The following is a 15,124-nucleotide window of genomic DNA, read 5'->3' as shown; positions in this document are numbered from 1 at the left end:
AAAAGCCAGCACTACCTTAGCGCTGGCTTTTTATTTGCCCCACGTATTCATGGTTCGCGAAGCAATCTCTCAATCTACAGCAAAATTTACTGCGATGTTGGCAAGCGTCTATTAGTGACAATATAAGCCTTAAGCCATTTATGCTTACGGGCTATTCCATCAGTACAAACCAGAGGCACTATTGGGCTCGAACACCGGGGCTTGGCCTGCGGCTATCATGTTGTAACTTAACATAAAGGGCACTCCCCCCTCAGAGGCCATTATATTGTCCATCCAGCCAATCGGATTATTGAACAATGAGTTATCGTGATTTAATACCCCAATGGCGCCGTTGGCTTCATCAAAGTCCCAAACGACTGAGCCCCAGTGCCAGTTGAGCCCTTTTACATATTGCCAGCCAAGCAAGGCCCCGAGTGCGTAAATCACATCATCATCCATCACTCGTTGATTTGCCCGATAGTCACGCGTCAGTTCCGTAATCGCCGCCACTATCTCCGGCGGCGATGTGTGCTCCGACAAACTGAGCAATACAAGCCCTTTTTGAGCTAACTTTTCGAGTTCTTTCTGAATGTCCTCAGATATCGCATTAATTTCGGCCATAATACCTCCCTTAGAATGAGCCAAATCTCCAAAGCAAGATACGGATAAAACCTATTGGCGCCAATACCACATTGGGATGAAAACACTAAAGCAGATCACCCATTGTAGATAAATCCATCAGCATGAAATGGGACATTTCCAATTTACGATGACGGGCTGATTTCTACCCAATCGATAAGTTTTAGTATCCCAAACGCAACCAAGTACCGCTGATCACAGTGCCTGAGATGCAAGAAAATGAACATAAACGTTCATCCTTGATCTGTAGTGCCAGATTCACTTTATGCATGATTTTTCGTAGGATATGCAACCCATGGCTAATCCCTGAAGCTCTCCCTCCCCTTTCTAAGTTGACGCCATTATTCAATGATAAATTTTGCCACTGAGCTCTCAATACATTCCTCATGGTTGGCAGCGGAGAATCGATGAAAAAATCCCCAATTTCGAACAAAGATAGTATGTATAAATATTTATTTTTCACATTGACATGCAATCAGTATTGCATGCGTAATCAGGATGGAAATAAGTTTGAAAGAGTGGGGTATATTTTGCTGGTATGGTGAGAATGGAAGTAGCAGTATCCATTGTTTATAAGTTAACATCGTCAAGCATGATGTTGTCCGTCTTAATTTTTTCTGGCAAATTGGTTATTACGCTTCAACATCCCGTTCGATTAGCTACAGAGACAACTTAGATACCACGCACTATGTTTGACGCTTTCCAGCAATACAACAGTATGACTTTACTCAGCAAGAGATAGAGCAATTAACGCACTCAGCAAAACTAATTGAGTTACCGACACGGCATATGTTGCTCCATCAGGGTGAAGTTGCAAAAGAGATTTTCTTTCTATTAGAGGGAATATGTCGCGCCGCTTATCTGACTGATAAGGGGAAAGAGTTTAGCAAACAGTTTTATTGGGAAAATGACTGGATCATTGGTTTTGAAAGCTTAGTCAACCAACAACCTTCACCATACCAGCTAGAATCTCTTACCCAGAGCTCTATTCTGTCTCTGCCTATCGAAACATTGATAACTTGGCGTGAGCAAAAGCACAGTATTTATCTTAAGCTGCTTGAAACGCAACTAATGTATAAGGAAAACAAAGAACGCTTTATGTTGCTCTATACTCCTGAAGAGCGCTATGAATGTTCTGCCAACATTATCCCAACTTGCGAAAACGTCTCAACGATTATCAAATTGCCGCTTATCTTGGCATGACCTCAATCAGTCTAAGTCATATCAAAAAGCGTAATCAAAGTTAACTATTGTTAATGCCTTAATAATCCTGCCTTGCTACATTGCAGACTTCATCAATAGCAAAGCAGGAAAAGAATGATTACTTGGCAACTCAAATCGTTTTCTCAACTAACTACAATACAACTATATCAACTACTTAAACTCAGAGTTGAGGTGTTTGTTGTTGAGCAAAACTGCCCTTATCCAGAATTGGATAACAAAGATCACCAGCAAGATGTTTACCACTTATTAAGCTATCAAGGTGACAAACTAATAGCCTGCGCACGCCTATTGCCAAAGGGGATTAGTTACCCATCTGCCAGTATCGGTCGTGTGACTATTTCAAAAAATCATCGCGGAGGTGGCTTTGGTCATCAACTGTTACAAGAGGCTTTAAGTGCATGTGAGCTGTTGTGGCCTGACGAGTCAATCGAGATTGGCGCACAAAAGTACCTGTCTGAATTCTATCAGCATCATGGATTTATACCGACTTCTGCTATCTATTTGGAAGATGACATCCCACATATCGATATGAAGTTGGAAAAGTAACCATACCTTTCTCTGTAACCAATGTTGCGATACTACTTCTCATAATAGGTAACTTTGCTACTTCACTGTCTGATGTTGCTGTAAAGTTACTTAATGGCGAAATCTCAACCTTTCAGTACATTTTCATACGCCAATTATTTTCCGCTTTGGTTATTTGTCCTTTATGGTTGAAGCAGTCTAAGCAGCAGCGAAAGTTGTATAGCCCTAAACTCCATCTATTTAGAGCACATTTGATTGTTATAGGCAGCGGTTGCATGGTTGTAGCGATAACTCACTTAACTCTAGCGACAGCTAACGCGGTTTTTTACGCAGCGCCGCTGGTTATGCTACCGCTATCCATCTTACTTCTCAGCGAAAAACCGACGATTCAACGCAGTGCATCAACTCTCTTAGGATTTATTGGCGTTATTGTAGTGTTGAGACCATCAGAATTTCAATGGGCAGCAATTTTCGCACTCGCTACCACGCTAACCCTAGCACTATTCAATATCACTGCAAGAAAATTACCAGAGCAGCAAACGGTTGTAAGCACACTCTTTTGGACATCGTTACTTTCACTACCTGTATCAGCTAGCCTAGCTTTTTTCTACTGGACACCTATTTCGACCATACACCTGTTGTTGATTTTAGCCAGTGCAGCTTTGGTTCTTACTTACAATGGGTTGGTTGTAACTGCTTATCAACGTGCACCAGCTAGCTCTATTGCTGTTGCAGAGAACTCAGGGCTAGTATTTGTCACTTTATTTGGTGTGATATGGTTCGATGAAGTGCCAGACATCTTGACCGTATTAGGGATATTCATGATTATACTGCCTTTATTGCCTTGGAAATCATTGCTTAAATTGAGGCTATGCTCAAATCAATCGTCTGAGAGACAGAAAAGTATTATCGAGTAATGTCAAATTGACCACTTTTAGTTAGTTTAAAACAGACTTGTCACCTCTCTGAAAAATCTGTTGGTTTCGATAATCTATTTGGGATAAGGAATGTTAGCTGAAGATTAGAATCTGTTTTTCTCTGCTAAATTAGAAATATCCAGTTCTAGGTTAGAACTTTCAACTGAAATGCATAACAATACAAGCTATGATTTCTGATTAGTAGTCCCGTTTTTGAAAGTAAATGGGAGTTTTCTGTCACGGCCTTTCTGCTAGTAACCATGAACAAAAGTACGGTGATTTCAGTGGCACTGATTTGCCACTGAGTAATTACGTTAACACCGAATGGTGCAAAAAGCTTTTACCCGGATGAACAGTTCAATAGTCGTTAAGATTGCCATCAATAAAGCAGTGCTCTTAACGGTATAAATATCATCCTAACTAACCTTCCCTATCAACTAAATAGGCTCAAACCAATCAACTCAACTATTCTCTGCAGATAGTTAAACGGCGAAGCGCAAATATGCCCAGTAGCGAAAGGATTAATAGGGATAAACTGCCACCACCGCTATAACCTTGTTTATGTTCAATGGTTGCAATATGTTCTTCTTTCACGCGGGTTTTAAAGCGGGCTAATTCGGCGTCTAAGTTAGTGATCATATCGTTTACCGCTAGATCAAAGCCTTCGGCGGATTTTTCACGTAACACGTTGGTGACGCTCACCGCGGTTGATGTGTCGCTAAGTTGGTTAATGCCGGGCGCTCTGAACAGCATCTTTTGGCTGCGCATATCAAATACCGCAGTATCGACAAAGGTTTGGATCGCGTTTTCATTACCGGGCACCATATACATGCCGACTATGGTCCAATACAGCAGTGAAGCCTTATTCTCGCTGCTTTGTAACAGTTGATCGTAAGACACCAGCGCCATCACATCGACATCGTGTAAGCGGGCGACCTGCTGCAGGGTACTAAAACCTTTGCCATTTTTAAGGTAAGTGCTGGGGATTAATTCGATACGGTCAATAAAGTCATATTTAACAAAGGATTGTTTCACTTTATCCAGCAAGGCGATTTGCGAGCTGCTATCGAGGGCTTCGGATTGCCAATGGGTGGAAGGTAAAAAGGCAATGCCGACCGTGATGGGAAGACGCAGTACCGGAATACTAGGCTGCTGCGCCTCACGCTGTTTATCGTCGGGATAGAGATATTCAACCAGACTACTGGAGACCACGTTTTTTTCGGTGGTGTTACCGTTAAAAAACGCACTGCAACCACCAAGCAAGATGCTAATCGATGCCAGCGCGCCCATAAGCGCTATGAATTTTGTCTTCATCTGTTTCCCTACCGTATCCTTACTGCGCACAGGCCATGCAACCCGTGCATATTGCCGCTACCTTAGCGAGTCACTGCTGTAAAAACAAGCCGTTAACTTCACATATCGCGCTTTTGTTTGGCTTTTTAAATGCTTAGAAACAACAAAGCCGCATCGGAATGCGGCTTTGATTTAGATGATTACGACAATCAGTGGCGCAAATTCATCTGCTTAGGCGTATTTACGCACTTTTTTCAACGCGATTTGCTGCTTTAATGTTGATAAATGTTCGATAAACACTTTACCGTGTAAATGGTCGATTTCGTGTTGCAAAACAATGGCTAAAAAGTCATCGGTTTCGATTTCAATCGCTTTGCCCTGTCTGTCTAAGGCGGTGACTTTGACCTTTTCGAAACGGCTCACTTTTGCGCGATAGCCAGGGATAGAAAGACAGCCTTCTTCACCCACATATTCGCCAGACTTTTCAACAATCTCTGGATTAATCAGCACTAAGGGTTGATCGCGATTTTCGGATAAATCGATCACAATCACCGCATCTGTACTGCCCACTTGGGTCGAGGCCAGACCGATACCATCGTCGGTGTGGTACATGGTTTCGATTAAATCATCGATAAATCCCTGAATCGCTTCAATGTCTTTTACGGGTTCTGCTTTGCGCTTTAGACGCTCATCGGGAATTGTCAGAATATCGAGTACAGCCATGCCTGTTTCATCTCTTAGTGAGTCAAAAAATTTGCCGCTATTATGAACTATTCCTGTGTTTTCTCAATATTCAAAACTAAATAGTTTAATAAAAATCATTACAATCGATTTTTTAGATTTAAATTGTAGCAGCTTGTAGCAGCATTAACAGTCCGCGGTTTCACTTGGGCGCTATTTAACGTTACACTGGCTCACCTCTTTCATGGTTTTATTTGGCATCATCATGCGGTTTGCAAAAGATAAATCTCCACTTTATCGCTACTTAGAGCAAGATAAGGCCATCACGCCAGACGAAACGCACAGCACACAAGAGACACAAAGCAAGCTCTCGCCGATGGCGAAGATTTGGCATATTGTCGCGATGATCCCGCCTGGCAAAGTCAGCAGTTACGGTAAGGTGGCCGATTTTGCCGGTTTACCCGGTCGCGCCCGCTATGTGTCGAAGGCGCTCAAATCGGCCCCCGAACATTTGTCACTTCCTTGGCATAGAGTACTCAACAGCCAAGGGAAAATATCCTTCGAAAAGCATTCAGTCCCCTTTCAGGAACAGATGGAATTATTGCGTATTGAAGGCGTTACAGTGCACTGTGGCAACGTAGACTTGTCTGAGTTTGAGTGGCAACCGGATATGGCAACCTTAGTGATGTCAATCCCCTTCTAGTTTAAAATATTGATCTATAAACTGTTTACACCCGATATGGCCTCAGCTATAAACAATTAAGCTTGGCAGTTTAGCCAATGGGATAAGCGGTGTTAGCCGCAATCTGTTTGCGATATAAAGGAGCATTACTTGCGCACAATTCCAACGTTATTCGTGAGTCTCGCGCTCACCCACAGCGTATTTGCGATGGCGGCGCCAACGCCTTTAACGCCTCAAACTGCTGAATATCAAGTTAATTATGGTGATATTGAGTTGGGTAAGGCCAAGTATCAACTGCCCGCCATCGAGGATGGCGTTTATAAATATCGCTTCGACAGCGACCTTAGCCTGTTATTACTGACCGATGTGCGCCATGTGCTGAGTGAATTTGGCCAAGAGGGTAATCAATTATTACCAATGCGCTATTTGCATGAGCGCAAAGGTGTTGGCCCGAATTTTGTCGAGCAAACCGCCTTTGCCAAGGCACAGGGGATGATCCACACCCGTTATAAGGACGAAAAAGGTAAATTCCCCTTTGAAGGTGATATTTTCGACCCTTTAATGGTGCAGCTGCAGTTTCGACTCGATATCAGCACTGGTAAAGAAGTGCTTGATTATAAGATGATTAAATCCAACGAGCTCGATGAATATAAGTTCCATGTGATTGGTAAGGAGCGAATGACAATTGAGAGCGGCAGTTACGATACGGTCAAAATTGAGGTAGTGCGGGACAATCATAAACGCCAAACCTTCTTTTGGATGGCGCCGGATCTAGCCTACCTGCCCGTTCGTTTAACGCACTTTGAAAAAGGCAGCAAACAGCTGGATATCAAACTACTGAATTATCATTTCGACGATGTGCCAGTTGCAGTCGCGCCCGCTGCCGTTGAAGCCGCTGCCGTTGAAACCGAAATTCCGACAGAGCAGAAAGTACCTAAGCTTTTAGGTACGGGTGCTAATTAAGCCTGATACACATTTATCGCCGATTTCAGATGGATTGAGTACTGCTTCTAAGATGCAGTAACTGCGCAGCACAAAAGGCCAAACGTGAGTGACTCCGTTTGGCCTTTTTCTCTGATTAAATGCCATCAAAAAGAGCGAAAGTGACAACGCCCCGATTACAAATCGATAAGCAGCTCACCTAAGCGGAACAACTTCCAATTGCCGGGCTGCATCACCTGCCAGTCTTCGTTTTCGGTCAGCGGCCGAGTCGCAATCACAGTCACGACATCGTGTGGTGTGGTTTCTTTATCAAAATCAATCACCACATCGGTATCAATTAATTTTGCCTTGCCAAACGGCGCTCTGCGGGTGATGTAACAAAGATTATTACTGCAATAGCTCATCAAATATTCGCCATCGCTGAGGATCATATTAAACACCCCAAGGGCGCGGATTTGTTCGGCAAGCGTAGCCACAAACCGAAACACCGCTTGCATGTCCTCTGGGCGGCGGTCGCCAAACTTGGCCGCGACTTGCTCTAATATCCAGCAAAAAGCTAGCTCGCTGTCGGTATCGCCAACGCTCTGATAGCGGGAAACCTGAAACTTCGCCTGATAGTCGCTCAACTGGCCATTGTGGGCATAGGTCCAATAACGGCCCCACAACTCACGGGTAAATGGGTGGGTATTTTCAAGGGAAACACAGCCGCGATTAGCTTGGCGAATATGGCTTATCACCACCTCGCTTTTAATCGGATAAGATTTGATCAACTTTGCAATGTGCGACTCACTACTCGGGCAGGCATCTTTAAAAGTACGGCTGCCACGGCCCTCATAGAAAGTGATCCCCCAACCGTCGACATGGGGCCCAGTGACGCCACCACGCTGTGCTAACCCTGTAAAACTAAACACAATATCGGTCGGCACATTGGCGCTCATCGCCAGTAACTCACACATATTTCTCGCCTTTCTCAATCCAAATATCCACGGTTTTGCATTGTAACTAGTTGATGACATTTGTGGAATGATCAAAGGTGACAAAAAATTTAAACAATTGTTTGAAAAATACTTGTATTAAAACTGCCTTAGGTTTAACTTTTATGCGACACAGGTCAGACCACAAACTATAATTGTGATCGCAATCAACAAAACTCGTTATAACCTGTGATTGGCACTCGGTCATACTTAAGGAGAAATACAGTGACTACCCTACTTTGGATCATCGCCATGATCTTAGTGCTAGGAGCCCTAGCTTACCTTCGGGTATCTTTGCTCACTGCCACTATTGCAGCCGCTGTTGTGATGACAGCCGGATGGACACTCGATGTTGTCGGCCCTATCTCTTGGATTATCTTCCTGGTGATCGCGCTGCCCCTCAATATCAGTGCATTTAGACAAAATGTTATCAGTCGCCCACTGATGAAGATCTACCGTGGCATCATGCCCGAAATGTCTTCTACCGAAAAAGAAGCGATTGAAGCTGGTACCACTTGGTGGGAAGCCGATCTGTTTGCGGGTAACCCAAACTGGAAAAAACTCCACAACTATCCTGTCGCTCGTTTAAGTGCCGATGAGCAAGCCTTCTTAGACGGTCCCGTTGAAGAAGTGTGCCGCATGGTGAATCAACACCAAGTATCACACCAACTGGCTGATTTGCCTGCTGAAGTATGGCAATACCTGAAAGATCACGGCTTCTTCGCCATGATCATCAAGAAAAAATACGGCGGTTTAGAGTACTCAGCCTACGCCCAATCACGCGTATTGCAAAAACTTGCCGGTTTAAGCAGCGAGCTGGCATCCACTGTAGGTGTACCTAACTCCTTAGGCCCTGGCGAACTGTTACAACACTATGGTACGCCTGAGCAGCAAAACCATTACCTGCCACGTTTAGCCAAAGGCTTAGAAGTCCCTTGTTTCGCGTTAACTAGCCCAGAGGCTGGTAGCGACGCAGGTTCTATCCCAGACTTTGGTATTGTGTGTAAAGGTCAATGGGAAGGCGAAGAAGTCTTAGGTATGCGCTTAACCTGGAACAAGCGTTATATCACCCTTGCCCCAGTTGCCACTGTATTAGGTCTGGCGTTTAAACTGCGCGATCCTGATCACCTGTTAGGCGATAAAGAAGAGCTGGGCATTACCTGCGCGCTGATCCCAACTGACGTTGAAGGCGTTGAGACTGGTCGTCGTCACTTTCCGCTGAACTGTATGTTCCAAAACGGTCCCACTCGCGGTAAAGACGTATTCGTACCATTAAGCTTTATCATTGGTGGTCCGAAAATGGCTGGCCAAGGTTGGCGCATGCTGGTTGAGTGTTTATCTGTTGGCCGTGGTATCACACTGCCATCAAACTCTGCCGGTGGCGTGAAAACCGCCGCTCTCGCAACGGGTGCTTATGCACGTATTCGTCGTCAATTCAAACTGCCGATTGGTAAGTTAGAAGGAATTGAAGAGCCAATGGCACGCATCGGTGGTAACGCCTACCTGATGGATGCAGTGACCTCATTAACCACCACAGGTATCGACTTAGGTGAAAAACCTTCGGTTATCTCGGCTATCGTGAAATATCACCTGACCGATCGTATGCAGAAATGCGTTATCGACGCCATGGATATCCACGGTGGTAAAGGTGTGTGTTTAGGCCCTAACAACTACTTAGGCCGTGGCTATCAAGCGGCTCCGATTGCGATTACCGTTGAAGGCGCAAACATCCTGACACGTTCGATGATCATCTATGGTCAAGGTGCTATCCGTTGTCATCCTTATGTATTGGCCGAAATGGAGTCAGCGTTTGATACTGAGTCTGGCCAAGGCTTAGCCAACTTCGATGCGGCCATCTTCGGTCACATTGGTTTTGCGACCAGTAACTTTGTCCGTAGTTTCTGGTTAGGTCTGACATCAAGCCGTTTCTCTAACGCGCCATACTCAGATAAAACCAAGCGTTATTATCAACATATGAACCGTTTCAGTGCCAACTTAGCCCTGCTATCTGACTTAGCAATGGCAACCTTAGGCGGTAACTTAAAACGTAAAGAGCGTATTTCTGCCCGCTTAGGCGATCTGTTAAGCCAGTTATACCTCGCTTCTGCAACCTTAAAACGTTACCAAGATGAAGGCCGTCAAACTGACGATCTACCACTGGTGCAATGGGCGGTTGAAGATGCGCTGTACAAGTTGCAGGCTTCATTAGACGATTTACTGGATAACTTCCCTATGGGTCTAGGCGGCGTGTTACGCGCCATCATGTTCCCATTCGGCCGTCCACTGAAACGCCCAAGCGATGTGTTAGATCATAAAGTGGCTAAGATCATGCAGACCCCATGTGAAAGCCGTGATCGTTTAGGTAAAGGTCAGTTCTGGACTAACTCTGAGCACAATGCTGTGGGTATCCAAGAGCAAACACTGAAGGATATTTTGGCCGCCGAACCTTTATTCGACAAAGTCTGCAAAGCCAGTGGCAAACGTTTACCTTTCATGTGGTTAGATAAAGTTGCCGCCGAAGGTAAAGCCTTAGGCGTATTGAGCGACAGCGAAGTACAACTGTTGGAACGTGCCGAAATCGGCCGTATGAAGTCTATCAATGTGGATGACTTTGACCCAGCAGAGCTGCGCCCTGAAGTCGTCGCAACGACGTCACAGGAACGCGCCGCTTAATAGCGAAGCTGTACCATAAGCCCATCTAAATAAACAAAAAGGCACTACAATGTAGTGCCTTTTTTATTTTCGCCTCACTTAACAGGCTTATCTCTTCGCAAATACCAAGCTCATCCTGAGTTAACCTTGGCCTTGTCCATTATCCCTTCGCCAACGTTTCATCCGAGGTATTGATGTTATCTTGTACGTCAGCCTCAGGTTGTGATGGCTCTTCGGCCTTAGTTTTCGCTTGTTGCTCAAGCCGTTGGCGCTCAGCTTCAGCTTCTTCCTCGGCCTTGGCTTTCGCTAGGGCCGCTTCTTCCGCCGCTTTGGCCTGAGCAGCTATCGCCTCTTGCTCGGCAATCGCCTGTTGGATTTTCGCTTCTTCAAGTGCTTCAACGGGCAATAGGCTGATTAACTCGATGCCATTGGGGAATTGGGTGTCATTACCTGACACAATCACCACTTTGCCTTCTTTGGTCAAATACACTAACGGCAATGCCGTTTCGCCATAACGTTTACGGAAATGCTCGAAGGTGAAGTTTTCAGTTAAGTTAGTGACTTTAAGCTGTGCCCCTTTCGCCATTTGACTGGCAATTTTGGCGTAAGATACCGCATCACCAAACAAACATAATCGCTGTTTGTAGGTCTCTGATAATTGATGGCGCGCGCTGCCTTGCTCGGCATTATTAAGGCCAAAGACCTTTTTAGAACCTAACACATCTTGAAAATAAAAGGTCACCAGCGGGTTTAACTGCTTATAAGGCGACATGATCAGTACTCGACCAATCCCAGTTAAATCCATATAGGTTTCAGCATGTTCCGAGGCGGGATTGCCAAAATAGACCGGAATATTATCCATCCGCGCGAGGCGAATGTTATCCCAGTTGCTGTCGGCCAGCAGCACTTTGACGTCTTTGCTTTTTAAGATTTTTGCCAGTTCGCGGGAAAACTTGGAGGCTCCGAAAATTAATAATCCTTGCGCCGAACCCGACGTCACTCCAAGGTATTTCGCCCAGCGGCCCGCGGTTAAACTTTGGATAACGACAGTGCCGATAATGATTAAAAACACTAAGGGCACAATGGCATCGGCGCCCTGCACATTAGTTGCCTCTAACTTAATGGCGAATAAGGAAGATACCGCCGCCGCCACAATCCCCCGCGGCGCAATCCAACATAGAAACCATTTATCGGCCTTTGATAGTGACGTCCCAATGCCTGACACCCAAATACTGAGCGGCCGCGCAACCAGCATAGTCACGGCGAGTACGCCTACCCCGCCCCAACCTAAATCCATCATGGCATTCGAGTCGAGTCTGGCGGCTAACAGGATAAATAAGGCCGAGATCAAAAGAACTGTCAGTGTCTCTTTAAATTCGAGGATTTCAGCAATATCCACACCGCGCATATTCGCCAGCCAAATCCCCATCACAGTCACAGTGAGTAATCCGGACTCTTCCTGCAGTAGGTTTGAGCCGACAAAAATCCCCAGCATAAGGGTTAATACTGCGGTATTTCGTAAATAATGCGGCAATAAATTACGGCGGATCACTTGGCCAATTAAGTAACCTGACGCCGCGCCTAAACCTAAGCCAAGCGTGAGCATGGAGCCTAGAGCATAGAGCACATGGCTAGTGGGGTCACCAGATACAGTAATGTATTCAAACACTAATACAGCAAGTAGCGCACCAATGGGGTCAATCACAATCCCTTCCCAGCGTAAAATACTCGCCAGTTGCGACTTAGGCCGTACGCTGCGCAGCATAGGCACAATCACGGTCGGGCCCGTGACCACCACGAGGGCGCCAAATAACAGTGCAACCTCCCAGCTAAAATTCAGTAGGTAAAAGGTCGCGACACTGATACAACCCCAGGTGATCACCATTCCGATGCTCACTAAGTGTGTCACCATACGGCCATGATCTTTAATCTCTTTAAAATTGAGGGTCAATGCCCCCTCAAACAGGATCACGGCAACACCGAGTGAAATGATAGGAAACAGTAAATCCCCAAAGATTTCATCGGGATTGAGTACCCCAAATGCAGGGCCTAACATCAAACCACAGAGTAATAAGGGTAAAATTGCAGGTAACCTAAGCTTCCAACCAACCCATTGACAAAATAACGACAGCACCCCGATGAGTGCTAACATCCCAGTGATTTTTTCAACCATATAACTTCCTTTAGTTGGCATGGAGTGGTCAGTATTAACCCAACCTAACACGCTTTTTCCATACAGAAAAATGAACTATTGGTGATAACAATAGCAGCAAAAAAAGCAGTCCTGTAACTCGAATAGGCCGATTGACAGCGAATATTCAGCTTTCAGTAAAAATAAAGGGGTAACAAGAAACAATACCTTAGGCATTAGGTAAGGTATTAAGCAGAAATACAGAAGCAAAATGCTCTGAAAAGATAGATAGAAAAAAGCCCCATCTTTTGATGAGGCTTATTCTATTTGGCGGAGCGGACGGGACTCGAACCCGCGCCCCCCGGCGTGACAGGCCGTGCAGATATGGATTTTAGTGCGTTACCTATTTTGTCTAAATTGTTGTCAATTGATTCAATTGGCATTATTTGCATGACCATCGGACTGAACATTAACGACAATTAACGACAATGTGGTGGTCACGGTCACGAAAACCGGTCTTTTCACCGATCAACATTTGATCAATTTTTATAACTAAAAATAGTGTTCACTTCAATATTTAAAGTAAATATGTACTCACTCGAAATTACACTCTGTAGCCAAAATGTTTTAAAGCAGCAAAAAAGGATGAGTTTTCCATATCCTGCAGTGAGGAGTGTATTCATGACTTTGTCTCTGAAATCGATAGAAACATTGAAATAAAGCTGTAGGAATAGAACACCTCTATATAACCCATCACCCGCACTAACACCCTGCTGATAAATTGCTCAACTGGAAGCAACAAGCAGTCAACTAAAATTTGATACTTTTAACCCCCAATACTGTTTGTTTAGTGCAGAGATTGTGTCTCGTTTTGGGGCAATAACGCTTTATTCCAATCGCACTTAATCGTGATTATTGCCATTTGTTTTTCCGGCTAACTGGTCTAATAAAGCGTTCATACTCTGTTCGAGTAGGTCGAGGACTAATTCGAAACCTTGTGTACCGCCGTAATAGGGATCGGGAACCTCATCCGTATCGCAATCACCGAAGGACAACATCAGCTTTAATTTGTATTGGTATTCGGGTGGGCAACGGCGGCGTAAATCCGCGAGATTGCAATTATCTGCCGCTAAAATAAGATCGAAATGCTCAAAATCGGCATCAATTACTTGTCTCGCTCGTATCCCCTCAAAACTCAAGCCGCGTTTTTTACCAGCCGCCATAGAGCGACTGTCGGGGTGATCCCCTTGGTGGTAATCAATAGTGCCCGCCGAATCGACTTCGATATTAAGACGGCGCTCGTGAATTTTAGCGCGGCAAACGGCCTCGGCGGTGGGCGAGCGACAAATATTACCCATGCAGACCATTAAGATACGTCGTACATGCTGATCTTTTACTAACACTTTATCTTCTAACAACTTAACATCCTCTCATGTTGCTACTTAGGTGTTGATGCCATCTGACCAAAGGCGGGGGAAATACATTTTTTGACTTCAAAATGGTAACCATACTGCTCATGGGCAGACTCAGTAATTTCCAATATTTCATAGTCATTTAGCTCAATCACCACTGAATCGGCCAATTTATCACAACGACTGCGACCGTCGGCTTCAAATTTATAGGCAAATAAGGCAATTAAATCGCGGATCCCTTTGTAATAGCTATGGCCAAAGGCCTTAAGTGTTTCGGTGGTGTCGGTTTGATTAGGCTGCTGCGTGAGTTCAGTTCCCGCTTGTTCAATACTATCCTCGGCTTTGAGAATGGTTTCGCCTTCATTAACCACCCGTTTATCTAGCGAATCATGTTTCAACGCTTGGGTTTTCTTGGCTAAATCCCCAACCCAGTTTTCACCATCGGTAATCGCAACCAAGTTTAATAACAACACCACAGACAGAATCATACGCACTAGCGCGGTTGTCACCACAAATCGTTTTTTACTGCCTTGCTGCTTGGCTTCGAGTCCTAAAATCCGCAATCCGATATGGAAAAACAAATAACAAGGGATCACCAATTGCAACAGAAGTAAGGCAAGGATGGAGATACACACAAACCAAATCGGCAGATACAGCAAAATGGCAAAGTTATGGGTGTAGGACAAATGTGAGGCCGATACACCGGTGATTTCGTTCACCACACTGCCACTGGCCGCGAGGGCGAAGTTTGCAATAACCGCATAAAACAGCAGGAAAATGGCTTTACCCGCCAGCGTATGCCAAGCCATGGCAAATTTGGGCCAAAACTCAATAATCAAGGCGATAGCGGTGATGATGGCGGCAATCCAAATTTCGGGCTGAAATACCATTAACGCCAGTAACGCGAACAGGTAACAACGCTGGGCGACATTTAAGCTCAGCCAAAATTGCTTAAGCGACACGAATGGATGTTTAAGCCATGGAGGCGCAGTCAAGGCTTGCCGCACACGCTGCTTCCAAAGGGTTAATCCATATTGACCGTCGACCAAATCTCACTCCTTGATATGATTGCC

13 protein-coding genes are annotated in these 15,124 nt (G+C 45.0%); 6 read left to right on the top strand and 7 right to left on the bottom strand.

What is annotated here, in order from left to right; translation table 11 throughout:
• Positions 1-159 precede the first annotated feature (159 nt).
• Complete coding sequence (locus tag K0H59_RS09340) at positions 160-600, bottom strand: hypothetical protein (RefSeq protein ID WP_220055334.1); 441 nt, start codon at positions 598-600, stop codon at positions 160-162.
• An 807-nt stretch (positions 601-1,407) separates the two neighbouring features.
• Between K0H59_RS09340 and K0H59_RS09335 the strand changes: the two genes are divergently transcribed.
• From K0H59_RS09335 to K0H59_RS09325, 3 genes are all read left to right on the top strand, one after another.
• Positions 1,408-1,821, top strand: coding sequence for a Crp/Fnr family transcriptional regulator (locus tag K0H59_RS09335; RefSeq protein ID WP_249554904.1), 414 nt, complete (start codon positions 1,408-1,410; stop codon positions 1,819-1,821).
• A 114-nt stretch (positions 1,822-1,935) separates the two neighbouring features.
• Entirely contained in the window at positions 1,936-2,388 is a 453-nt protein-coding gene (locus K0H59_RS09330) for a GNAT family N-acetyltransferase (RefSeq protein ID WP_088211311.1), read from the top strand.
• A 2-nt stretch (positions 2,389-2,390) separates the two neighbouring features.
• Positions 2,391-3,284 carry a DMT family transporter gene (locus tag K0H59_RS09325; RefSeq protein WP_088211312.1) on the top strand — a complete coding sequence of 298 codons (894 nt, stop codon included), beginning with the start codon at positions 2,391-2,393 and terminating at the stop codon, positions 3,282-3,284.
• 465 nt (positions 3,285-3,749) lie between these two features.
• Here the strand turns inward: K0H59_RS09325 and rhlP are convergent, their stop codons facing one another.
• Both rhlP and def read right to left on the bottom strand, forming a co-directional pair.
• Positions 3,750-4,598: a rhombotarget lipoprotein gene (gene rhlP, locus K0H59_RS09320; RefSeq protein ID WP_088211314.1), complete on the bottom strand. Its 849-nt coding sequence runs from the start codon at positions 4,596-4,598 to the stop codon at positions 3,750-3,752.
• Positions 4,599-4,808: 210 nt separating this feature from the next.
• Entirely contained in the window at positions 4,809-5,300 is a 492-nt protein-coding gene (gene def / locus K0H59_RS09315; RefSeq protein ID WP_088211315.1) for a peptide deformylase, read from the bottom strand.
• 220 nt (positions 5,301-5,520) lie between these two features.
• Between def and K0H59_RS09310 the strand changes: the two genes are divergently transcribed.
• Both K0H59_RS09310 and K0H59_RS09305 read left to right on the top strand, forming a co-directional pair.
• The gene (locus tag K0H59_RS09310) at positions 5,521-5,961 is read left to right on the top strand and encodes an MGMT family protein (protein ID WP_220055582.1); all 441 of its coding nucleotides are present in this window, start codon (positions 5,521-5,523) and stop codon (positions 5,959-5,961) included.
• Positions 5,962-6,090: 129 nt separating this feature from the next.
• The gene (locus K0H59_RS09305; protein ID WP_220055333.1) at positions 6,091-6,903 is read left to right on the top strand and encodes a DUF3108 domain-containing protein; all 813 of its coding nucleotides are present in this window, start codon (positions 6,091-6,093) and stop codon (positions 6,901-6,903) included.
• A 155-nt stretch (positions 6,904-7,058) separates the two neighbouring features.
• On the opposite strand, the gene K0H59_RS09300 is transcribed toward K0H59_RS09305, so the two are convergent.
• Complete coding sequence (locus tag K0H59_RS09300; RefSeq protein WP_088211317.1) at positions 7,059-7,838, bottom strand: class II glutamine amidotransferase; 780 nt, start codon at positions 7,836-7,838, stop codon at positions 7,059-7,061.
• Positions 7,839-8,081: 243 nt separating this feature from the next.
• Here K0H59_RS09300 and fadE point away from each other — a divergent pair, with 243 nt between their 5' ends.
• A complete protein-coding gene (fadE, locus tag K0H59_RS09295; RefSeq protein ID WP_088211318.1) occupies positions 8,082-10,529 on the top strand; it encodes an acyl-CoA dehydrogenase FadE in 2,448 nt (815 codons plus the stop codon).
• Between the two features lie 139 nt (positions 10,530-10,668).
• On the opposite strand, the gene K0H59_RS09290 is transcribed toward fadE, so the two are convergent.
• The 3 genes from K0H59_RS09290 to K0H59_RS09280 form a co-directional block, all read right to left on the bottom strand.
• Positions 10,669-12,681 carry a sodium:proton antiporter gene (locus K0H59_RS09290; protein WP_220055332.1) on the bottom strand — a complete coding sequence of 671 codons (2,013 nt, stop codon included), beginning with the start codon at positions 12,679-12,681 and terminating at the stop codon, positions 10,669-10,671.
• 860 nt (positions 12,682-13,541) lie between these two features.
• The gene (locus K0H59_RS09285) at positions 13,542-14,006 is read right to left on the bottom strand and encodes a low molecular weight protein-tyrosine-phosphatase (protein ID WP_258405919.1); all 465 of its coding nucleotides are present in this window, start codon (positions 14,004-14,006) and stop codon (positions 13,542-13,544) included.
• A 71-nt stretch (positions 14,007-14,077) separates the two neighbouring features.
• A complete protein-coding gene (locus K0H59_RS09280) occupies positions 14,078-15,100 on the bottom strand; it encodes a hypothetical protein (RefSeq protein WP_220055331.1) in 1,023 nt (340 codons plus the stop codon).
• Positions 15,101-15,124 lie beyond the last annotated feature (24 nt).

Origin of the sequence: Shewanella sp. FJAT-51649, from assembly GCF_019457435.1 — a bacterium.
In the GTDB taxonomy this organism is placed as follows: Bacteria; Pseudomonadota; Gammaproteobacteria; order Enterobacterales; family Shewanellaceae; genus Shewanella; species Shewanella mangrovisoli.
This window is presented reverse-complemented; position numbering and strand designations above follow the sequence as displayed.